Origin of the sequence: Bradyrhizobium sp. SZCCT0231, assembly GCF_018130245.1 — a bacterium.
Lineage (GTDB): Bacteria > Pseudomonadota > Alphaproteobacteria > Rhizobiales > Xanthobacteraceae > Bradyrhizobium > Bradyrhizobium japonicum_F.
The window spans coordinates 84462-104696 of sequence record NZ_JAFCKP010000006.1 but is presented as its reverse complement, the minus strand read 5'-3'; the positions used below and the strand labels follow the sequence as shown (position 1 = coordinate 104696).

At 65.1% G+C, this 20235-nt stretch carries 16 protein-coding genes; 12 read left to right on the top strand and 4 right to left on the bottom strand.

Annotation, left to right across the window (positions count from 1 at the left end):
* Positions 1 to 86: 86 nt before the first annotated feature.
* The 4 genes from JQ566_RS17160 (at position 87) to glyS (ending at position 4573) form a co-directional block, all read left to right on the top strand.
* Positions 87 to 995 (top strand): S49 family peptidase, encoded by a 909-nt coding sequence (locus tag JQ566_RS17160; RefSeq protein ID WP_212373715.1) that lies wholly within the window; start codon positions 87 to 89, stop codon positions 993 to 995.
* A 104-nt stretch (positions 996 to 1099) separates the two neighbouring features.
* The gene (locus JQ566_RS17155) at positions 1100 to 1291 is read left to right on the top strand and encodes a hypothetical protein (RefSeq protein ID WP_018648788.1); all 192 of its coding nucleotides are present in this window, start codon (positions 1100 to 1102) and stop codon (positions 1289 to 1291) included.
* A 220-nt stretch (positions 1292 to 1511) separates the two neighbouring features.
* Positions 1512 to 2450 (top strand): glycine--tRNA ligase subunit alpha, encoded by a 939-nt coding sequence (locus JQ566_RS17150; protein WP_212373713.1) that lies wholly within the window; start codon positions 1512 to 1514, stop codon positions 2448 to 2450.
* Positions 2450 to 4573, top strand: a complete 2124-nt coding sequence (glyS, locus tag JQ566_RS17145) for a glycine--tRNA ligase subunit beta (RefSeq protein WP_212373711.1) — start codon at positions 2450 to 2452, stop codon at positions 4571 to 4573. Before JQ566_RS17150 ends, glyS begins: the two co-directional genes overlap by 1 nt.
* Before the next feature lie 303 nt (positions 4574 to 4876).
* Here glyS and JQ566_RS17140 read toward each other — a convergent pair whose 3' ends face one another.
* Complete coding sequence (locus tag JQ566_RS17140; RefSeq protein ID WP_212373709.1) at positions 4877 to 5230, bottom strand: DUF1236 domain-containing protein; 354 nt, start codon at positions 5228 to 5230, stop codon at positions 4877 to 4879.
* Positions 5231 to 5456: 226 nt separating this feature from the next.
* Between JQ566_RS17140 and JQ566_RS17135 the strand changes: the two genes are divergently transcribed.
* The 3 genes from JQ566_RS17135 (at position 5457) to JQ566_RS17125 (ending at position 10567) form a co-directional block, all read left to right on the top strand.
* Complete coding sequence (locus tag JQ566_RS17135; RefSeq protein WP_008562090.1) at positions 5457 to 5612, top strand: DUF3096 domain-containing protein; 156 nt, start codon at positions 5457 to 5459, stop codon at positions 5610 to 5612.
* Between the two features lie 96 nt (positions 5613 to 5708).
* Positions 5709 to 8648, top strand: a complete 2940-nt coding sequence (ppdK, locus tag JQ566_RS17130; protein ID WP_212373707.1) for a pyruvate, phosphate dikinase — start codon at positions 5709 to 5711, stop codon at positions 8646 to 8648.
* Positions 8649 to 9118: 470 nt separating this feature from the next.
* The gene (locus JQ566_RS17125) at positions 9119 to 10567 is read left to right on the top strand and encodes a cell wall hydrolase (RefSeq protein WP_212373706.1); all 1449 of its coding nucleotides are present in this window, start codon (positions 9119 to 9121) and stop codon (positions 10565 to 10567) included.
* A 44-nt stretch (positions 10568 to 10611) separates the two neighbouring features.
* On the opposite strand, the gene nadC is transcribed toward JQ566_RS17125, so the two are convergent.
* From nadC to nadA, 3 genes are all read right to left on the bottom strand, one after another.
* Positions 10612 to 11490: a carboxylating nicotinate-nucleotide diphosphorylase gene (gene nadC / locus JQ566_RS17120; protein WP_212373704.1), complete on the bottom strand. Its 879-nt coding sequence runs from the start codon at positions 11488 to 11490 to the stop codon at positions 10612 to 10614.
* A gap of 10 nt (positions 11491 to 11500) precedes the next feature.
* A complete protein-coding gene (locus JQ566_RS17115; protein ID WP_212373702.1) occupies positions 11501 to 13108 on the bottom strand; it encodes an L-aspartate oxidase in 1608 nt (535 codons plus the stop codon).
* Between the two features lie 189 nt (positions 13109 to 13297).
* The gene (nadA, locus tag JQ566_RS17110; protein WP_212373700.1) at positions 13298 to 14404 is read right to left on the bottom strand and encodes a quinolinate synthase NadA; all 1107 of its coding nucleotides are present in this window, start codon (positions 14402 to 14404) and stop codon (positions 13298 to 13300) included.
* A gap of 352 nt (positions 14405 to 14756) precedes the next feature.
* Between nadA and JQ566_RS17105 the strand changes: the two genes are divergently transcribed.
* From JQ566_RS17105 to JQ566_RS17085, 5 genes are all read left to right on the top strand, one after another.
* Positions 14757 to 16010 carry an MFS transporter gene (locus tag JQ566_RS17105; RefSeq protein WP_212373698.1) on the top strand — a complete coding sequence of 418 codons (1254 nt, stop codon included), beginning with the start codon at positions 14757 to 14759 and terminating at the stop codon, positions 16008 to 16010.
* Between the two features lie 42 nt (positions 16011 to 16052).
* Positions 16053 to 17039: an acrylyl-CoA reductase (NADPH) gene (gene acuI / locus JQ566_RS17100; RefSeq protein ID WP_212373696.1), complete on the top strand. Its 987-nt coding sequence runs from the start codon at positions 16053 to 16055 to the stop codon at positions 17037 to 17039.
* A gap of 114 nt (positions 17040 to 17153) precedes the next feature.
* Entirely contained in the window at positions 17154 to 17741 is a 588-nt protein-coding gene (locus tag JQ566_RS17095; protein ID WP_212373694.1) for a hypothetical protein, read from the top strand.
* A gap of 164 nt (positions 17742 to 17905) precedes the next feature.
* On the top strand, positions 17906 to 18151 hold the full coding sequence (locus tag JQ566_RS17090) for a DUF6894 family protein (RefSeq protein WP_212373692.1): 246 nt from the start codon (positions 17906 to 17908) through the stop codon (positions 18149 to 18151).
* 201 nt (positions 18152 to 18352) lie between these two features.
* Complete coding sequence (locus JQ566_RS17085; RefSeq protein WP_212373690.1) at positions 18353 to 20089, top strand: methyl-accepting chemotaxis protein; 1737 nt, start codon at positions 18353 to 18355, stop codon at positions 20087 to 20089.
* Positions 20090 to 20235: the final 146 nt, after the last annotated feature.

The following is a 20235-nucleotide window of genomic DNA, read 5'->3' as shown; positions in this document are numbered from 1 at the left end:
GCTTCCCAACGGGAAATCGCAAAACACGTTCCAGGCACTTCCAATGACACTCGCGTGATAAGAAATGGTTAATCAGAGGTAACGGCATGGCCGAGCAATTGAACGATCGAGAGAGTTCCGGCCTTGCCGACAAGCTCATGCAATATCTGCCGGCGCGCTTTCGGCCGGGCACGGCAGTCGTGCCGGTGGTGCGGCTGTCAGGCGTGATCGGTGCGGTGACGCCGCTGCGCCCCGGCCTGACGCTTGCCGGCGTCGCGCGGGTGCTCGAGCGCGCATTTTCGTATCGGCACGCCAAGGCCGTGGCGCTGGTGATCAATTCTCCCGGCGGCTCGCCGGTGCAGTCGCGCCAGATCTACCTGCGCATCAAGCAGCTGGCGGCCGAGAAGAAGCTGCCGGTGCTCGTGTTCGTCGAAGACGTCGCGGCCTCCGGCGGCTACATGATCGCCTGCGCCGGCGATGAGATCATCTGCGATCCGTCCTCGATTCTCGGCTCGATCGGCGTAGTTGGCGGCAGTTTTGGTTTCCAGGAGGCGATCAAGCGGCTCGGCATCGAGCGGCGCCTCTACACGGCAGGCGAGCACAAGGCGATGCTCGACCCGTTCCTCCCGGAGAACCCCGATGACGTCGTCAGGCTGAAGGCGATCCAGCGCGAGATCCACCAGATCTTCATTTCGCTGGTCAAGGAGAGCCGCGGCGCACGGCTGAAGGGAGCGGACGACGCGCTGTTCACGGGCGAATACTGGGCCGGCGAGAGCGCCATCTCGCTGGGGCTTGCCGACGGCATCGGCGATCTCCGCTCAACTCTTCGTGCCCGCTACGGCGAGAAGGTTCTCACCCCCGTGATCGCGCAGCCGACCGGGCTGCTCTCCGGCCTTTTGGGGCGGAGATCGCCCGGCGCGGGGCAGCTTTCAGCCCTGGAATCAATGGCCGGCTTGCCGGACGAGCTGATCTCGGCGGTCGAGACGCGGGCGATTTGGGCTAAATTCGGGTTCTAGTCCGGGCCCTCCCGCGCCATTTGGTCCGGGGCGAGACAATTGCGGCATAGCCCCGACTGCGCGACAATGCTCGTGGGGGCTGAGCACTAGACAAGGATCGACCGATGCCGCCGTTCGTCGCTTTCGCGGGCGTCCTGGGCGGGCTTGCCGTGGTCCGCTGGGCCTACAAGACCGCTGTCCGGATCAACCAGGAGCTGGAGGAGATGCGCCTGTCGCGCGTCGCCGAGGCCGCCCATATGGGGGAAATCCAGACGCTGAAGCGCGACCCCGTGACCGGAGCTTACCGGCCGGGTTAACCAGTGCCGTAGGGTGGGCAAAGGCGCTCTTGCGCCGTGCCCACCATCCCTTCCGCAATCGTAGTGACGATGGTGGGCACGCTTCGCTTTGCCCACCCTACCGCACCGTCCGGGATGAGGGACTGTTGGCCCGAATCCACCCCCTTCGCCTTGATTCCCATCCCCGCCGTCGATACGGTCCCGCGCGATTCAAAACCCCCCGCGAGAGCCTGATCTGACGATGGACGCCTCATTGCCCGCCCATATGCGCCCGGAACGCTCGTTCCAGGGCTTCATCCTCGCGCTCCAGCGGTTCTGGGCCGAGCAGGGCTGCGTGATCTTGCAGCCCTACGACATGGAGATGGGCGCGGGCACCTTCCATCCGGCGACCACGCTGCGCGCGCTCGGGCCAAAGCCGTGGAACGCGGCCTATGTGCAGCCCTCGCGCCGGCCCAAGGACGGCCGCTACGGCGAGAACCCGAACCGGATGCAGCACTACTACCAGTTCCAGGTGATCATGAAGCCGTCGCCGCCGAACCTGCAGGAGCTGTACCTGAAGTCGCTCGCGGCGATCGGCATCGATTCCGCCGTGCACGACATCCGTTTCGTCGAGGACGATTGGGAGAGCCCGACGCTGGGCGCCTGGGGACTCGGTTGGGAGTGCTGGTGCGACGGTATGGAGGTGAGCCAGTTCACCTATTTCCAGCAGGTCGCCGGCTTCGAATGCGCCCCGGTCGCGGGTGAGCTCACCTATGGCCTCGAGCGCCTCGCGATGTATGTGCAGGGCGTCGACCGCGTCTACGACCTCAACTTCAATGGCCGCGAGGGCGATGCCAAGGTCACCTATGGCGACGTCTTCCTGCAAGCGGAGCAGGAATATTCGCGGCACAACTTTGAAGTCGCCGACACCGCGATGCTGTTCGAGCAGTTCAAGATGGCGGAAGCGGCCTGCAGGAAATACCTCGACGCCGGCTGGCGCGAAGGCGGCAACAGCAAGCAGCACCTGATGGCGCTGCCGGCCTATGACCAGTGCATCAAGGCAAGCCACGTCTTCAACCTGCTCGATGCGCGCGGCGTGATTTCCGTGACCGAGCGGCAGAGCTACATTCTTCGCGTGCGCGAGCTGGCCAAGGCCTGCGGCGAGGCCTGGATCCATACTGAAGCGGGCGGAGCGGCCTGATGCCCGATCTTTTGCTTGAACTGTTCTCGGAAGAAATCCCCGCGCGCATGCAAGGGAAGGCGGCCGACGATTTGCGCCGCATGGTCACCGACAAGCTGGTTGCCGAAGGCCTGGTCTACGAGGGCGCGAAGGCGTTTGCGACGCCGCGGCGCCTTGCGCTGACCGTGCACGGCATCCCCGCGCGCCAGCCCGACCTCAAGACCGAGCGCCGCGGACCGAAGGTCGGCGCGCCCGATGCGGCCGTGCAGGGGTTCCTGAAAGCGACAGGTCTGAAATCGCTGGATGAGGCCAAGATCCAGCGCGACCCCAAGGGTGATTTCTACATCGGCTTGATCGAAAAGCCCGGCCGCGACGCGATCGACGTGCTCGCGGAAATCCTGCCCGTCATCATCCGCACCTTCCCCTGGCCGAAATCGATGCGCTGGGGCGCGCGTTCCGGAAAACCGGGATCGCTGAACTGGGTGCGTCCGCTGCACGCGATCACCGCGACGTTCGGGCTCGAGACCGAAGAGCCCGATGTCGTGAAGTTCGAGGTCGACGGCATCGAGAGCGGCCAGACCACCTACGGCCACCGCTTCCTCGCGCCGGCGGCGATCTCTGTGCGCCGTTTCGAGGACTACGAAGCAAAACTGCTCGACGCCAAGGTCGTGCTCGACCCCGAGCGCCGCAAGGACGCCATCCTCACCGACGCCAAGCAGCTCGCCTTCGCGCAAGGGTTCGAGCTGGTCGAGGACCCAAACCTGCTCGACGAGGTCGCGGGCCTCGTCGAATGGCCGGTCGTGCTGATGGGCTCGTTCGAGCCGGAATTTTTGGCGACTCCGGGCGAAGTGATCCGCGCCACCATCCGCAATAACCAGAAGTGCTTCGTGGTCAGCGATCCCAAGAGCACTGACAAGACCGGCAAGCTCGCCAACAAGTTCATCCTGGTCGCCAATATCGAGGCGACCGACGGCGGCAAGACCATCATCGCCGGTAACGAGCGCGTCATCCGCGCGCGCCTGAGCGATGCGAAGTTCTTCTACGAGACGGATCTCAAGACGAAGCTCGAGGACCGGCTGCCGAAGTTCGAGCAGATCGTGTTCCACGAGAAGCTCGGCACCCAGGCTGCGCGCATCAAGCGCATCGAGCGGCTTGCCGCCGAGATCGCGCCGCTGGTCGGCGCCGATGTCGCCAAGGCGACGCGGGCCGCGCATCTGGCGAAGGCGGATTTGCTGACCGAAGTCGTCGGCGAATTTCCCGAGGTGCAGGGCCTGATGGGCAAATACTACGCCCTGGCCCAGGGCGAGGATGCATCCGTCGCTGCGGCCTGCGAGGAGCATTACAAGCCGCAGGGCCCTGCCGATCGCGTGCCGACCGATCCGGTGAGCGTCGCGGTGGCGCTTGCCGACAAGATCGATACCTTGGTTGGGTTCTGGGCGATCGACGAGAAGCCGACCGGAAGCAAGGACCCATATGCGCTGCGGAGAGCGGCGCTGGGCGTGATCAGGATTGTGCTCGAAAATCAGACCCAGATTAGTTTACGAGAAGTCGCTTGGGGGCACTTAGAGCGCTCGTACGGCAAACAATACTTGGAAGTTGCAGAAAAGCTTGATGACCTAATGGTCTTTTTCGAAGACCGGCTTAAGGTCCAATTGCGAGATCAGAAGGCGCGTTACGATCTCGTCGATGCGGTTCTCAACACTGGATCGTTGGTTCAAGGGCATCCAATAGTGGCGGTCGTCCGCCGCGTCGAAGCACTCGGAAAATTCCTCGACACTGATGACGGCAAGAATCTGCTGGCAGGTACCAAGCGCGCCAGTAACATCCTCTCGATCGAGGAGAAGAAGGATAAGCGCTTGTTCGACGGCGCACCTGATGCCTCTCTCTATACTCTCGGCGAGGAGAAGGCGCTGGCCCGGGCGATTGATGAAGTGACGGCCGAAGCCCGTGCTGCCGTCGCCAAGGAGGACTTTGCTGCCGCGATGAGCGTGATGGCAGAACTGCGCCCGCCGGTCGATGCGTTCTTCGACAAGGTCCGCGTCAACGACGACGATCCGAAGGTGCGCGAGAACCGCCTGAAGCTGCTGAACGAGATCCGCAGCGCCACGCGTGCGGTGGCGGATTTCTCCAAGATCCAGGATTGAGGCGTGGTCGTGCTGCAAATACGACTGTCATTCCGGGGCGCGCCACTTGGCGCGAGCCCGGAATCCATTTGTCCGCGTCACGCGCGGTGCGATGGATTCCGGGCTCGCGCTTCGCGCGCCCCGGAATGACGAACGCAAAAAAGCCCCACCCGGCGGGGGGAGTCCGGGCAGGGCCTGATGTCCGATTTAACACTGCTCGCGCCAGCCTGATTGAAGTGGCGCGCCGGACATCTGGTCGATCAGTGGCGTTTTCACGCGAGGCAGATGCCGCTTCGCTTGAAGAAGACGCGTCCAAACGAGAATTTAGTCCAGCACCTCGACGATGCGGCGCGAGCGCGGCTCGACCAGCACGGTTTCGCCATTCACGACGGTATACCGATAGGTCGTGGCGCCGAAGCGTTGCGGCACGTCATAATAGGTGATGCCACTCTCGGGCAGGGTGGCGCCGACCACCACGCGATCCGGAGTGCGGAAGGCGGGCACACGTTGTTCGATGACATATTCGCGGAAGGCCGGCCGCTGTTCGACGGCAATCGTCGGGGCGCTGTCGACCACGGCGGGCGCGCGTCCGATGGTGACATCGCTTTGCGCCTGCGCCGCAAGGGGCGAGCCGATCGCGGCCGCGAGCGCTGCAAGAGTAAGAATCCTGTTCCGCATGGACAACTCCTTCGACGTGATTCTGCGGACGCGCCAGTGGCGCGACTGGTTGCCAATGCATGCCCAAAGCCAATGTTCCGGGAAAAGGCCTGCCGCATTCGCGGCAATTTCGGGCAATTTTCGTGGGTGCCGGGAACTCGTGGCGCGTCTTGCGCATCTCTACTCCCGGAACCTAGCCGGCTATGATCCGCGCGCGATTCGCCTCACCTCCACAGAAAGATTGTTCATGCACATCACCGTCGCCCACATTTCGCCGATCCTGTCGTTGATTGCGGGCGTGCTCATCCTGATCATGCCGCGGCTTCTCAACCTCATTGTCGCGATCTTCCTCATCGTCAACGGCGCGATCGGGCTCGGGCTCCTGAAGTGGCTCCGCTTCTAGGCGTTCACTTTTCGGAACTGTCCGACTTGCGCGGGCCCGCCCAAAATGGTGTAAGGCCCGCGATTTCCCATTCCTCTCGCAGGTTGTGTGCAAGCTATGGCCAAAGCCGCCTCGAAGCCCAAGAAAATCCCAGCGAAAATGCCAGCGAAATCAAAGTCCTCTGCCGTCGCGAAAGCCGCGCCGCCGGCCCGCAAGACGCTGGCCAAAAGCGCGCCGAAGCCGGTCGCCAAAGCCGCTGCAAAGCCCGCAGCCAAGCCGGCGGCAAAGGCCGTGACCAAGGCGGCTCTGCCGAAGGTCGCCGCGAAGCCCGCGCCGAAGAAGGCTGCGCCCGCCAAGGCGGCGCTAGCTGCGCCCAAGGCCGGCAAATGGGTGTTCACGTTCGGCGACGGGAAGGCCGAGGGCCGCTCGGAAATGCGTGACCTGCTCGGCGGCAAGGGTGCCAACCTCGCCGAGATGGCCAATCTCGGTCTGCCGGTGCCTCCCGGCTTCACCATCCCGACCTCGGTCTGCACCTACTTCTATGCACACGACAAGACCTACCCCAGGGAATTGCAATCGCAGGTTGAGAAGGCGCTGGACTATGTCGGCAAGTTGACCGGCAAGATCTTCGGCGATGCCAAGAACCCGCTGCTGGTCTCCGTGCGCTCCGGCGCGCGCGCCTCGATGCCGGGCATGATGGACACCGTGCTCAATCTCGGCCTCAACGACCAGACCGTGGAAGCGCTGGCCGAGCTGTCGGGCGACCGCCGCTTCGCCTATGACAGCTATCGTCGCTTCATCACCATGTATTCGGACGTGGTGCTCGGCTTCGAGCATCATCACTTCGAGGAAATCCTCGACACCTTCAAGGACAGCCAGGGCTACACGCTCGATACCGACCTCTCCGCCGACGACTGGGTCGAGCTGGTCGGCAAGTACAAGGACGCGGTCGCGCGCGAGACCGGCAAGGAATTCCCGCAGGATCCGCACGACCAGCTCTGGGGCGCGATCGGCGCGGTGTTCTCATCCTGGATGAACGCGCGCGCGGTGACCTACCGCAAGCTGCATGACATTCCGGAATCCTGGGGCACCGCGGTCAACGTGCAGGCCATGGTGTTCGGCAACATGGGCGAGACCTCGGCGACCGGCGTTGCCTTCACCCGCAACCCCTCGACCGGCGAGAGCAAGCTCTACGGCGAGTTCCTGATCAACGCGCAAGGCGAGGACGTGGTGGCGGGCATCCGCACGCCGCAGGACATCACCGAGGAGGCGCGGAAAGAGTCGGGCTCCGACAAGGCGTCGATGGAATCGGCGATGCCCGAGGCCTTCAAGGAGCTGACGCGGATCTACACGCTGCTCGAGAAGCACTACCGCGACATGCAGGACATGGAGTTCACGGTCGAGCAGGGCAAGCTCTGGATGCTCCAGACCCGCGGCGGCAAGCGCACCGCCAAGGCGGCGCTGCGCATCGCGGTCGAGCTCGCCAATGAGGGCCTGATCTCGAAGAAGGAAGCGGTGACGCGGATCGATCCGGCCTCGCTCGACCAGCTGTTGCATCCGACCATCGATCCCAACGCCAAGCGCGACGTGATCGCGACCGGCCTGCCGGCTTCGCCAGGCGCGGCTTCCGGCGAGATCGTGTTCTCCTCGGACGAGGCCGCCAAGCTTCAGGGCGACGGGCGCAAGGTCATTCTGGTCCGCATCGAGACCAGCCCCGAAGACATCCACGGCATGCATGCCGCCGAAGGCATTTTGACCACCCGCGGCGGCATGACCTCGCACGCGGCGGTGGTCGCGCGCGGCATGGGTAAGCCCTGCGTCTCCGGCTGCGGCACCATCCGCGTCGATTACGGCCGCGGCACCATGAGCATCGGCTCGCGCACCTTCAAGACCGGCGATGTCATCACCATCGACGGCTCGCTCGGCCAGGTGCTCGCCGGCCGCATGCCGATGATCGAACCGGAGCTCTCCGGCGAGTTCGGCACGCTGATGAACTGGGCCGATCAGGTCCGCAAGATCGGCGTCCGCGTCAACGGCGACACGCCTGATGACGCACGCACCGCGATCAAGTTCGGTGCCGAAGGCATCGGCCTCTGCCGCACCGAGCACATGTTCTTCGAGGAGACGCGCATCCGCACGGTGCGCGAGATGATCCTCTCCGAGGACGAGCAGTCGCGTCGTGCCGCGCTCGCCAAGCTGCTGCCGATGCAGCGCGCCGACTTCGTCGAGCTGTTCGAGATCATGAAGGGCCTGCCCGTCACGATCCGCCTGCTCGACCCGCCGCTGCACGAGTTCCTGCCGCACACCCACGCCGAGGTCGAGGAAGTGGCGCGCGCCATGAACACCGACCCGCGGCGCCTCGCCGACCGCGCCCGCGAGCTCTCGGAGTTCAATCCGATGCTCGGCTTCCGCGGCTGCCGTATCGCGATCGCTTATCCCGAGATCGCCGAGATGCAGGCCCGCGCGATCTTCGAGGCGGCAGTCGAGGCGCAGAAGCGCACCGGCAAGGCCGTCGGCCTCGAGGTGATGGTGCCGCTGATCGCGACCAAGGCCGAGCTCGATCTCGTCAAGGCGCGCATCGACTCCACCGCGCAGGCGGTGATGCGCGACACCAACACCAAGCTGGCCTATCAGGTCGGCACCATGATCGAGCTGCCGCGCGCCTGTCTGCTCGCGGCCGAGATCGCGCAGTCCGCCGAGTTCTTCTCGTTCGGCACCAATGACCTGACGCAGACGACCTACGGCATCAGCCGCGACGACGCGGCGAGCTTCCTCGGTCCCTACGTGGCGAAGGGCATCCTCACGGTCGATCCCTTCATCGCGCTCGACCAGGAAGGCGTCGGCGAGCTCGTCAAGATCGGCGTCGCGCGCGGCCGCAAGACGCGCCCGCAGCTCAAGGTCGGCATCTGCGGCGAGCACGGCGGCGATCCCGCCTCCGTCGCCTTCTGTCACCAAATCGGTCTCGACTACGTCTCCTGCTCGCCCTATCGCGTGCCGATCGCGCGGCTTGCAGCAGCGCAAGCCGCGCTCGGCAAGGCCGTCGCGAGCCAGGCGTAGGCTGAAGCGCAATTGAGTTGAGAGAGGCGGGGGCAAAACCCCGCCTCTTTCATTTGAGGCGACACTCTCGCCACACATTCGATGTCATCGCCCGGCTTGACCGGGCGATCCAGTACGCCGAGACGGTACTGATGGAATCGAGAAGCCGCGGCGTACTGATGCCCCGGTCAAGCCGGGTATGACGGCGTTTGTTGTCGTAGCACCGGGAACTCATCACGCGTCCCGTAATGATACGTGCGCAAGAGTTCCTTCACCATTCGCGTTGACCAGATGTTTACCGCTCTACGAGAGGCCGCATTTACCAACACGCGCGATCACCCCGTGAAAACACCTGTGTTCGCTTGAGTGTGCTGCACGCGCAACGCCGATTAACGCCCCGGCAACCTAAATTAGATACTTACGATAAAGATCGAATTGCACGGATGTACTGAGTTCGATCGGACGAGCGTAAGCGTAGCGTGAGCGTATCGATGTCAGTGTTGCGTAACCATCCGAAGGGCGCGCGGTTCGCGTCCTTCGGTATCGGTCTCTGCATCTTCGCATTGATGCCGAGAGAGACCGGCTATCAGGACATTGCCTCGCTGCTGGCGCGCCAACCCGGCGTCGCCGAGCGTTGGCAGAAGCAGGTGTTCTCCGCGGCGTCCTCGATCCAGCTCGCCACCTACAGCTTTTCGCGGCCGATCGGCACCTCCGCTCCGCAGAGCGCGATGGTTCGGCTCGCGAGCCTCGACGGCCGCGACGTCGCCGGCGCGATCAGCCGCAATCCCGCGCTTCAGGCGCCGCCGCGCTACCACGCTTCCGACTTTCCCAAGGTCGATCGCTCCCTGAAGGGCGATCGCCTCGCAATCGTCGCGCCGACGCAGGCTCCCGAGACGGTCGCGCCAGCAGCGGCACCGGCACAGGAAGATCCCGCGACGTCGAACAGCTCGGTCTTCGGCGCCAAGAGCGCCGCATTGCCTCAGGCGATGTCGCCGGAGTCCGCGGCCGCGCTCGACCCCGAGCTCCAGGAAGCGCTGCGCGCGCCGCCGCTGCCGCAATATTCCAATCCGCCGCAGGCCAGCGACGTCGCGCGTTCATTCGCGGTGCAGCCGCTGGAGGCGCTGAAGCGGGCCGCTGCGCCGACGACGCCCGTGCGCGATCCCTTCAGCGTCAAGACCTCGAGCCTGTTCTTCGGCAGCTCCTCGCTCGGAGGCAATCTCGAGAGCATCGAGAGCTGGCAGCCCGGCGCCGAGCCGCTGATCGTGATGCCCGACCCCGACATGAAGGCGACGGCCTCGCTGACCCCGCCGACGGCGGAGATCGCCAACGACATCGAGAGCGGCGAGAGCGTTGCGCCGAAGGGCGAGGTCAACGCCGACAACCAGCGCGCCAGATCGCCGGCGGAGCGGCTCGCACTCGACGACAAGTCGCGCGTGAAATCCGAGAAGTGCCTCGCCGAAGCCGTCTATTTCGAGTCCCGCGGCGAGGCCGTGCGCGGGCAGATGGCGGTCGCGCAAGTCGTGATGAACCGCGTGTTCTCCGGCAAATATCCCGACACCGTGTGCGGCGTGGTCTACCAGAACAAGTACCGCCATTTCGCCTGCCAGTTCACCTTCGCCTGCGACAACAATCCGGACGTGATCCGCGAGCCCGAAATGTGGGAGCGCGCCAAGAAGATTTCCAAGGCGATGCTCGACGGCCAGATCTGGCTGCCCGAGGTCGGCAAGTCGACGCACTACCACGCCTATTGGGTCCGCCCGTCATGGGTCGCCGAGATGAAGAAGATGTACAAGACCGGCGTGCACACCTTCTATCGGCCGCGCAACTGGGGCGACGGCAGCGAGGAGCCGAGCTGGGGCACCCCGGCCCAGACCGCTGCGCTCTCCGCCGAACTCGCGCAGGAAGCCAAGAGCTCCGCGGAGATGGGTGAGCGTCGGTAGTTTTCTTACCTCTCCCCGCTCGCGGGGAGAGGGAGAAGAATTCATCACGCCTCGATATCCAGCGCGCAGTCGAAATTCGGCGCCGAATGCGTCAGCGCGCCCGCCGAGGCGTAGTCGACGCCGGTCGCCGCGATCGCGGCGATCGAGTCCAGGGTGACGCCGCCGGACGCCTCCAGCTTGAGGCGGCCCTCATTGATCCTGACAGCCTCGCGCAGTGCGGTGAGGTCCATGTTGTCGAGCAGCACCGCGTCCGCCATTCCGCTGTCCAGCACCTCGCGCAGCTGCGCCAGCGTATCGACCTCGATCTCGATCTTGACGAGATGGCCGGCATGGGCACGGGCGCGCTCCAGCACCGGACGGATGCCGCCGGCGACTGCGATGTGGTTATCCTTGATCAGGATGGCATCGTCGAGGCCGAAGCGATGGTTGAAGCCGCCGCCGCAGCGCACCGCGTATTTCTCCAGCGCGCGCAAACCCGGCGTGGTTTTTCGCGTGCAGCAGATGCGCATCCCGGTGCCTTCGGTGCGCGCGACATAGTCCGCCGTGAGCGTGGCGATGCCCGACAGGCGGCCGACGAAGTTCAGCGCGGTCCGCTCGGCCGTGAGAATGGCGCGTGCGGGGCCCGAGATCGTCAGCACATGTTGGCCGCCAGCAACCCGCGCGGCATCGTGGACATGGGCGCGTACCTCGACGTCGGGCGACAGCTTCTGCAGGGTCGCGAGCGCCAGCGGCAGCCCGGCGATCACGCCGGACTGGCGCGCGACGAGGATCGCTTGCGCCCTCGTCGCTTCCGGGATCGTCGCAAGCGAGGTGATGTCGCCGGCGCGGCCGAGGTCCTCATCGAGCGCGCGCTGCACGGCCTCCTCGATCGCGAGCGGAGAGAGAAAGGCGCCGGCATGGAGCAGTGAGGTCGGGGTGATCATGGGGCCTCCTTCAGGCGATCATGGATTGCGCGATGCGTGGCAGCGGACGATCGTTCAGGCTCTCCGCGACCTCGCGCGCTGCGGCGAGCGTGGTCATCGTTCTCTGCGCCAGCGCGGATTTGTCGGCCGGATGATCGGAACGGAAATGCGCACCGCGGCTCTCGCGCCGCGTCCAGGCCGCAGCGGCGACGAGCAGGGCGGATGTCGCCATGTTGCGGACAGCGATGTTTCCAGCCTCGCGCTCGAGCGCGGCGAAGTGGCGCACGGCTTGCGCAAGGCCGTCGTCATCGCGGATCACGCCGACATGCCCACTCATCATCGCGCGCAGCCGCTTCACCGCTGCAGCATCCAGCGTGCCTGCGCTCGGCGCCACCAGCGCATCCGGAAGGCGGGCGGGCGAGGGCACCGTGCGGCCCGCGATGTCGTCGGCAATGCGGGCGGCATAGACGACGGCTTCGAGCAGCGAATTCGAGGCGAGCCGGTTGGCGCCATGCGCACCGGTCGAGGACACTTCGCCGCCGGCCCAGAGCCCGTCGATCGAGCTGCGCCCGCGCGCATCGACCGCGATGCCGCCCATGTGGTAGTGCGCGGCGGGCGCGATCGGAATGGCTTGCGTGGCGGGATCGATGCCGGCGGCGATGCAGCTCGCATGCACGGTCGGAAACTTCGTCGCGAAGCGCACACCCAGCGCCTGCCGCGCATCGAGGAAGGCGCCGCGACCGGCCGCGATCTCGGCGAACACGCCGCGGGCGACGATGTCGCGCGGCGCGAGCTCGGCGAGCGGGTGGCGCGCTCTCATGAATCGCTCGCCATGGCCGTTGATCAGCGTTGCGCCTTCGCCACGCAGGGCTTCGGTGGCAAGCGGCGCCGGATCGCGGCCGACCATGATGGCGGTGGGGTGGAACTGCACGAATTCAGGGTCGGCGATCACGGCGCCGGCGCGGGCCGCGATCGCAAGGCCCGAGCCGCTCGCTTCACACGGGTTGGTGGTGACGCCATAGAGATGGCCGAGTCCGCCAGTCGCTAGCACGATCGCGCGTGAAGCCAGCACGACCGGTCGTGCTGCGGGATTGCCTGCCTCGCGCAATTGAAGGCCGGTGAGGGCGCCGTCCTCGGTCAACAGTGCTTCTGCAACAAAGCCTTCCATCAGGCGGATCGAGGGCGTGCGACGTACGGCATCGCTCAACGCCGCGATGATCGCGGCGCCAGCGCCATCGCCGCGCACATGCACGATGCGACGCGTGGAATGCGCAGCTTCCCGCCCGACGGCAAGCCTGCCGTCGAGATCGCGATCGAACGGCACGCCATAGGCGAGAAGATCATGGATGCGCGACGCTGCCTCACGTGCGATCCCGAGTGCGACGGCTTCATCGACGAGGCCGCCGCCGACGGCAACTGTATCGGCGGCGTGTGCTTCCGGCGTGTCGCCTTCGGCCACTGCTGCCGCGATGCCGCCTTGCGCCCATGCGGACGATGCGCCCTGTCCGAGCGGTGCCGCCGAGATCAAGGTCACCGGCCGCGGCGCGAGCTTCAGCGCGCAGAACAGTCCGGCAAGGCCGCCGCCGACGATGACGACGTCGTCGGTTGAGCGGGTGAGGTTGTGGATGGTGTTGGTCATTGTCCTCTCCATTCACTCCGCCGTCGTCCCTGCGAAAGCAGGGACCCATACGCTGCGGCGGAGATTGTTGCGCGAAGCTGCGCAACGCCGTTCTTCGCCAAACATCTGCCTGTGATTATGGGTCCCGGATCTGCGCGCTCGAGGCGCGCTTGTCCGGGACGACAGCTGTGTTTGTGGCTGCGTCTCGTCCTAATTCTTCAGGTTGATCATTCGCTCGACCGAACACCGCGCGCGTTCCGCAAGCGCGGGATCGATCGTCACCTCCTCGCGGAGCGTCAGCAGGCTCTCCAGAATGTTGGCGAGCGTGATGCGCTTCATGTGCGGGCAGAGATTGCAGGGGCGCAGCATCTCCACATCAGGCAGCTCGGCCCGGACATTGTCGGCCATCGAGCATTCGGTGATCATGACGAGCCGCCGCGGCCGCTTCGCGCGCACCCAGTTGATCATGTGCGCGGTCGAACCGGTGAAGTCGGCTTCCGCCAGCACGTCCGGCGGGCACTCCGGATGCGCGATGATCTGGACGGACGGATCGGCCTCGCGAAAGCTCCGCAACTCCTCGCCCGTGAAGCGCTCATGCACCTCGCAGGCGCCTTTCCAGGCGATGATCTCCACGTCGGTCTTCGAGGCCACGTAAGTGGCGAGGTAGCGGTCGGGCAGGAAAATGACCCTCGGCGCGTTCAGACTCTCGACCACCTGCACCGCGTTCGAAGACGTGCAGCAGATATCGACCTCCGCCTTCACCTCTGCCGAGGTGTTGACATAGGCGACGACGGGCACGCCGGGAAATTTTTCGCGGAGCAGCCGCACGTCCGCGCCGGTAATGCTGGCGGCAAGCGAGCAGCCCGCGCGCGAGTCCGGGATCAGCACCGTCTTCTCCGGGTTGAGCAGCTTCGAGGTTTCCGCCATGAAGTGCACACCGCACTGTACGATGATGTCCGCCTTCACCTTGGTGGCTTCGACCGCGAGCTGCAGCGAGTCGCCGCCGATATCGGCCACACAGTGGAAGATCTCCGGGGCCTGGTAGTTGTGGGCGAGGATGACCGCGCCCCGAGCGCGCTTCAGCTCGTTGATCGCGTGAATCGTCGGCGCCATCAGCGGCCATTCGATCGGCGGGATGACGTGCTTCACGCGGTCGTAGAGCGGTGCGGTGGCGCGTTCGACCGCCGGCGTCCATTCCAGCGAGGGCATTGGTAATTTCGGTCCCGCGGGCACCGGTGCGGCGCGCGGGGAGGCGATAGGCTGGCCCTGCGGCCGGTTGGCAAGGTCGTCGGGGCCGTAAATTCCAGTAATCGGCATTGAAGCCTCCCATGCGTGGTTATTATGCTCAACTTGAGAATATATAGGGCCAGAGAAATCCGGCCGAGAGGCCGGGCGAACGTCGCTGCTACCCTAATATGCTCAATATGAGTAGATTGAAGATAGCACGCTCCGCTGCGGGCCGCTAGGTCCTGCCTCACACATTCCCGTCAATTCGCCCGTCAATTCGCGGCTGAAGCGCCAGGCGAGGCCAGATTGAAACGCAATGCTCCCGCGGCAGCTCCTCGTGGAATGCAACCGTTTTCCACTTGGGCCTTTCATGCAAATGCATTAAACGGGCTCTCCCGCGGCTGCTGATTTGCGGATCCGCCAACGACAGACGAGGAACACCATGTCGACACAGATCGGCGAGCTCGCACCGGCCTCACGTTCCTCCAACTGGCGCACCCCGGCCGTCATCATCCTCTGCGGTTGCGCCATCGGCATGCTCGGTTTCGGCCCGCGTTCGGCGCTCGGCTTCTTCGTGCAGCCGATGAGCCACGAATTCAGCTGGGGCCGCGACGTGTTCGGCCTCGCCATCGCCGTGCAGAATCTGTTGTGGGGGCTGGGCCAGCCGCTCGCCGGTGCGGTCGCAGATCGCTTCGGCCTATTTCGGGTGATGTGCGTCGGCGCTCTGCTCTATGCCGGCGGCCTGCTGTTGATGCGCTACTCCTCGACGCCGTTGTCGCTCGACATCGGCGCCGGTGTCATGATCGGCTTTGGCCTCGCCGGCTGCTCGTTCAATCTGGTACTGTCGGCCTTCAGCAAGCTCCTCCCGGCCGAGAAGCGCGGGCTTGCGCTCGGCGCCGGCACCGCGGCGGGCTCGTTCGGACAGTTCCTGTTCGCGCCCATTGGCGTCGCGCTGATCGACAATTTCGGCTGGCAGCAGGCGCTCTCCGTGTTCGGCTTCCTGATGCTGCTGATCATCCCGCTGTCGCTGGCGCTCTCGACGCCGCCGGTTGCAAGCACGGGCAACGCGGCGCCGGCGGATGAGCAGACCTTCACCAAGGCGCTGGCCGAAGCCTTCGGCCACCGCTCCTACGTGCTTTTGGTGCTCGGCTTCTTCACCTGCGGCTTCCAGCTCGCCTTCATCACCGTGCATCTGCCGGCGTTTCTGGTCGACCGCGGCATCTCGACGCAAACCGGCGGCTGGGTGATCGCTGCGATCGGCTTGTTCAACATCATCGGCTCGCTCAGCGTCGGCTACCTCCAGAACTACTTGCCCAAGCGTTACATCCTCTCGACGATCTATTTCACACGTGCGCTTGCGACGCTCGCCTTCATCTCGTTCCCGATCACGCCGTTCTCGGCGATAGCGTTCGGCGCGATCTCCGGCCTGACCTGGCTGTCGACGGTACCGCCGACCTCGGCGCTGGTGGCGCTGATGTTCGGCACACGCTGGCTCGCCACGCTCTATGGCTTTGCCTTCGTCAGCCACCAGGTCGGCGGCTTTCTCGGCGTCTGGCTCGGGGGCATCGTGTTCGAAAAGTTCGGTTCCTACACGCCGATCTGGTGGCTCTCGATCCTGTTCGGCGTGCTCTCGGCGCTGATCAATCTTCCGATCGTGGAGAAACCTGTCGCACGGGCGGTTGCGCAGCCGGCCTGATCGGCTAAACAATCCCGACAAGCAAAGTCAGGGAGTGCAGTCGTGGCCACATTCAAGGCGATCCGGATCGACAAGGCAGACAAGGGCACCACCGCGCGGCTCGCGCAGTTCGACGAAGCCGAGCTGATGGAGGGTGACGTCACCGTCCGGGTGGAATGGTCGACGCTGAACTACAAGGACGGCCTTGCGCTGACGGGCAAGGCGCCGGTGGTGCGCCGCTTCCCGATGATCGCCGGCATCGACTTTGCCGGCACGGTCGAAACGTCCTCGCATCCGCAGTGGAAGGCGGGCGACAAGGTCGTCTGCACCGGCTGGGGCATGGGCGAGACCCATCTCGGCGCCTATGCCGAGAAGGCGCGGGTGAAGGGCGACTGGCTGGTCGCCCTGCCGCAGGGCCTGTCGGCGCGCGATGCCATGGCGATCGGGACTGCGGGCTTCACTGCGATGCTCTCGGTGCTGGCGCTGGAGAAGCACGGCCTGTCGCCAAAGAGCGGTCCTGTGGTGGTAACGGGCGCGGCCGGCGGCGTCGGCTCGGTTGCGACCGCCGTGCTGTCCAAGCTCGGCTACCACGTCATCGCCTCGACCGGCCGTGCGGCGGAAGCCGACTACCTCAAGCACCTCGGTGCCGCCGAGGTCATCGATCGCAATGAATTGTCGGCGCCGGCAAAACCCCTCGCCAAGGAGCGCTGGGCCGGCGGCGTCGACAGCGTCGGCTCGACCACCCTCGCCAACCTGCTCTCGATGACCAAATATGGCGGAGCGATTGCGGCTTGCGGCCTGGCCGCCGGTATGGACCTGCCGTCCTCGGTCGCGCCGTTTATTTTGCGCGGAGTGTGCCTTCTCGGCATCGATTCCGTGATGTGCCCGATCGAACCGAGGAAGGCGGCCTGGCAACGCCTCGCGTCCGATCTGGATCGGACAAAACTATCTGAAATAACTCAGGAAATTTCGCTTGACGAGGTTTCGGAGTGGGGCGCGAAAATCCTTGCCGGCCAGGTCCGGGGCCGTATCGTGGTTAAAATTGTCTAATGGCGTTTAGACTTTACCAACCAAGCTGCTCCAATGTTGCCTTGGTTCGTATGGTAAGCAGCGGGTAAAGAGATAGGGCATCGCCCGCTGCGGGGGTTGAGTTCGGAGTTGAGCATGCTTGCGCGTATTATGTTGGGGGCTGTCACGGCGGCAGCGACGTTTGCGCCGGCCATTGCAGGAAGCATGAACGCCGACGAGGCGCGCCGCTTCGTCGCCGGCAAGGTGTTCGCCTTCACCTGTTTCGACGGCACCCGCGGCGCAGGCCGCATCCTCGACGATCTCGGCGCCGCCGGCGCGGTGCAGTTCTCGGGCGCAGGCCCGGTCAAGCATCTCCGCCTGCCCGGCAATACGCTCCAGATCCGCGGCCAGAACGTCTGCGCCTCGATCAAGGGCATTCCGTTCGAGCCCTGTTTCAACCTGGAAAAGACCGATGATCGCAGCTTCCGCGGCTCGGTGTCGGGCATGGGCTTCGCCTATTGCGACTTCCATCACCAGGGCGGCAATCAGATGCTGATGGCGCGGGCATCGGCGCGGCCGCGCTCGCTGCGCTCCGCAGAGCACACCGGTTCGGTCGCCTCATCGAACACCGAGGTTGCGGCGCGCGTGGAGACCCCGCGTGTCGAGAGCAGCCGGCTCGAGCCGGTGAAGTCCGAGCCGGCGAAGAACGAAGGCCCGCTGGAGCTGCGCCGGTCGACCCAGTGAGCTGGCCTGCGCGGGACGATCCGCGCATTTCGTCGTCGAAGACGTTCCATCGAACACGAAGCCGGCGTGCCGTAGTCATACGGACGGCGGCCTTCATGCGTTGGTAGCTGTTCGCGTCTCAGTTTGCGTGCGGCCGGGGGGCGGCCCCACGCAAGGGTTCAACGATGTCGCTGTATTTCTTCCGCATCAGCACCGGCCGCTATTCCGGCGCCGCCGACCTGCCGTACGAGTTCGAGGATCGCGCGGCTGCCTGGACCGAGATGACCGAGGTATGCGCCAATCTGCTCGGCGGCATCGCGCGCAGCCTGAAGCCGAACGCCGAGTGGTGCATGGAGCTGCTCGACGAGAACAGGAAGCCGGTGTTCCGAATCAGCCTCGTCGGTGAGGCCGTCGGATGCAAGGCGTCCTAGATCCGACTTGAAGCTGCAATTTACAACTATGACGAGATCATTTCCCTTCGCATTCAATCAATTAGCGTGCAAAATCAGTATTTCTGCGAGGGATCTCGTTAACCAGAAGATGGCCTCTGACCGGTAGCTTCGCAGTAAGGGCGATCAACGTCCGTGCAGCCAACAATGACTTGGCAGCTCGTTTCCAGGGGAAACGCACCGATGTCGAGTCTCTTTCGGAATCTGCAGATCGGGACCAAGCTGGCGATCGCTTCGGCTCTCGGAGGGCTGCTGGTTGGAGCCATGATCGCAAGCCAGATGCTCGGCAATGCGAGCATCCGCGAGACCAGCCAGAGCGCGCTTGCACAGCAGCAGATCGCGCGCGACGCAGTGAAGGCCGAGGCCGCAGTTCGCGGCATGCAGCTCGCGGTCCGCGACCTTCGTCTCGCCAATAGCTCGGCCGATATTCAGAAGGCCACCCGGAGCCTGGGCGAGCAGCAGAAATCGACGAATTTGCTGGTCGATGAGATGCTGAGGCTTTCTCACGAGACGGAGAACCGCGCTCGTATGGAGAAACTGAGATCGCTGGCCGCGAATTACGAAAAGGCTGCGCAGCAGATCGCAGGCCTACGCGGTGAAGCCTTGGCCGCGAGCGCTGCAGACGGCGCCACGCGCGCTGTGAAGCTGAATGAAGACGTCATTCGCATCGCACGCGAGATTACCCTGCCGATCGCCGGCGAGCTCGACGTGCTGATCGGTCAGATCGCCGACTACGCGAGACGCAAATCCGAGGAGAAAAATGCCGCGGCCGCCGCACAAATGCGATCGAGCGAGCAGCTTGCGATCCTGGTCGGCGCACTCGCCATGCTCGTCCTCGTCGGCTCCTGGCTGATGTCGTTCCTGAGCATCGCGCGGCCGATCCGCGCGCTCACCGTGGCCATGGACAAGCTCGCCGGCGGCGATTTCTCCGTGGTGCTGCCCGGCCTCGGCCGCAAGGATGAGGTCGGCGGCGTCGCTGCGGCGGTCGAAAAGTTCAAGACCGTGTCCGAACAAAAGGCGCGCGAGGAGGCCGAAGCCAAGATCAGGCAGGACCAGATTGCGGCCGCGCAGCGCAAGACCGAGATGCACAAGCTCGCGAACAGCTTCGAAGCCGCGATCGGTGAAATTGTCGATACCGTGTCCTCGGCCGCGACCGAACTGGAAGCTTCTGCGTCGACGCTGACGTCGACCGCGGCGCGCGGGCAGGAGCTCACGACCATGGTTGCTGCCGCCTCCGAGGAGGCGTCCACCAATGTGCAGTCGGTGGCGTCGGCGACCGAAGAGCTGTCGTCGTCGATCACCGAGATCAGCCGGCAGGTGCAGGAATCGGCCCGCGTTGCAGGCGATGCGGTGAACCAGGCCCGCACCACGACCGATCGTGTCGGCGAGCTCTCCGCTGCCGCGTCGCGGATCGGCGACGTCGTCGAACTGATCAATACCATCGCCGGCCAGACCAATCTCCTGGCGCTCAATGCAACCATCGAGGCCGCGCGCGCCGGCGAGGCGGGCCGCGGCTTTGCCGTCGTCGCCTCCGAGGTCAAGGCGCTTGCCGAGCAGACCGCGAAGGCGACCGGCGAGATCGGCCAGCAGATCGCCGGCATCCAGACCGCCACCGAGCATTCGGTCGGCGCGATCGGGGACATCAGCCGCACCATCGAGAAGCTGGCGGAGATCTCCTCGACCATCGCTGCCGCGGTGGAAGAGCAGGGCGCCGCAACGCAGGAGATTTCCCGCAACGTGCAGCAGGCGGCGGAAGGCACCCATCAGGTCTCGTCCAACATCGTCGATGTGCAGCACGGCGCGAGCGAGACCGGCTCGGCGTCCTCGCAGGTGCTGGCGGCGGCGCAATCGCTGTCCGGCGACAGCAACCGGCTGAAGCTGGAGGTCGGAAAGTTCCTGGGTACCGTACGCGCGGCCTGACACGCGCCGTCCGTAAGCTGCGTTCGCATCGCAGCAGTAGATGTCCGTGCGGCTGCAACAGATGGTTGAAGAGAAAATAGCGTACGCCGGGCCCTTCGCGTAGTCTTACGTAGGCTCCCGTTAACGCCTGTTTGGAATTATGGGCG

Coding starts and splice junctions, on each gene's coding strand:
- JQ566_RS17160 (WP_212373715.1), top strand. CDS start 87: ATGGCCGAGCAATTGAACGATCGAGAGAGTTCCGGCCTTGCCGACAAG.
- JQ566_RS17155 (WP_018648788.1), top strand. CDS start 1,100: ATGCCGCCGTTCGTCGCTTTCGCGGGCGTCCTGGGCGGGCTTGCCGTG.
- JQ566_RS17150 (WP_212373713.1), top strand. CDS start 1,512: ATGGACGCCTCATTGCCCGCCCATATGCGCCCGGAACGCTCGTTCCAG.
- glyS (WP_212373711.1), top strand. CDS start 2,450: ATGCCCGATCTTTTGCTTGAACTGTTCTCGGAAGAAATCCCCGCGCGC.
- JQ566_RS17140 (WP_212373709.1), bottom strand. CDS start 5,230: ATGCGGAACAGGATTCTTACTCTTGCAGCGCTCGCGGCCGCGATCGGC.
- JQ566_RS17135 (WP_008562090.1), top strand. CDS start 5,457: ATGCACATCACCGTCGCCCACATTTCGCCGATCCTGTCGTTGATTGCG.
- ppdK (WP_212373707.1), top strand. CDS start 5,709: ATGGCCAAAGCCGCCTCGAAGCCCAAGAAAATCCCAGCGAAAATGCCA.
- JQ566_RS17125 (WP_212373706.1), top strand. CDS start 9,119: ATGTCAGTGTTGCGTAACCATCCGAAGGGCGCGCGGTTCGCGTCCTTC.
- nadC (WP_212373704.1), bottom strand. CDS start 11,490: ATGATCACCCCGACCTCACTGCTCCATGCCGGCGCCTTTCTCTCTCCG.
- JQ566_RS17115 (WP_212373702.1), bottom strand. CDS start 13,108: ATGACCAACACCATCCACAACCTCACCCGCTCAACCGACGACGTCGTC.
- nadA (WP_212373700.1), bottom strand. CDS start 14,404: ATGCCGATTACTGGAATTTACGGCCCCGACGACCTTGCCAACCGGCCG.
- JQ566_RS17105 (WP_212373698.1), top strand. CDS start 14,757: ATGTCGACACAGATCGGCGAGCTCGCACCGGCCTCACGTTCCTCCAAC.
- JQ566_RS17095 (WP_212373694.1), top strand. CDS start 17,154: ATGCTTGCGCGTATTATGTTGGGGGCTGTCACGGCGGCAGCGACGTTT.
- JQ566_RS17090 (WP_212373692.1), top strand. CDS start 17,906: ATGTCGCTGTATTTCTTCCGCATCAGCACCGGCCGCTATTCCGGCGCC.
- JQ566_RS17085 (WP_212373690.1), top strand. CDS start 18,353: ATGTCGAGTCTCTTTCGGAATCTGCAGATCGGGACCAAGCTGGCGATC.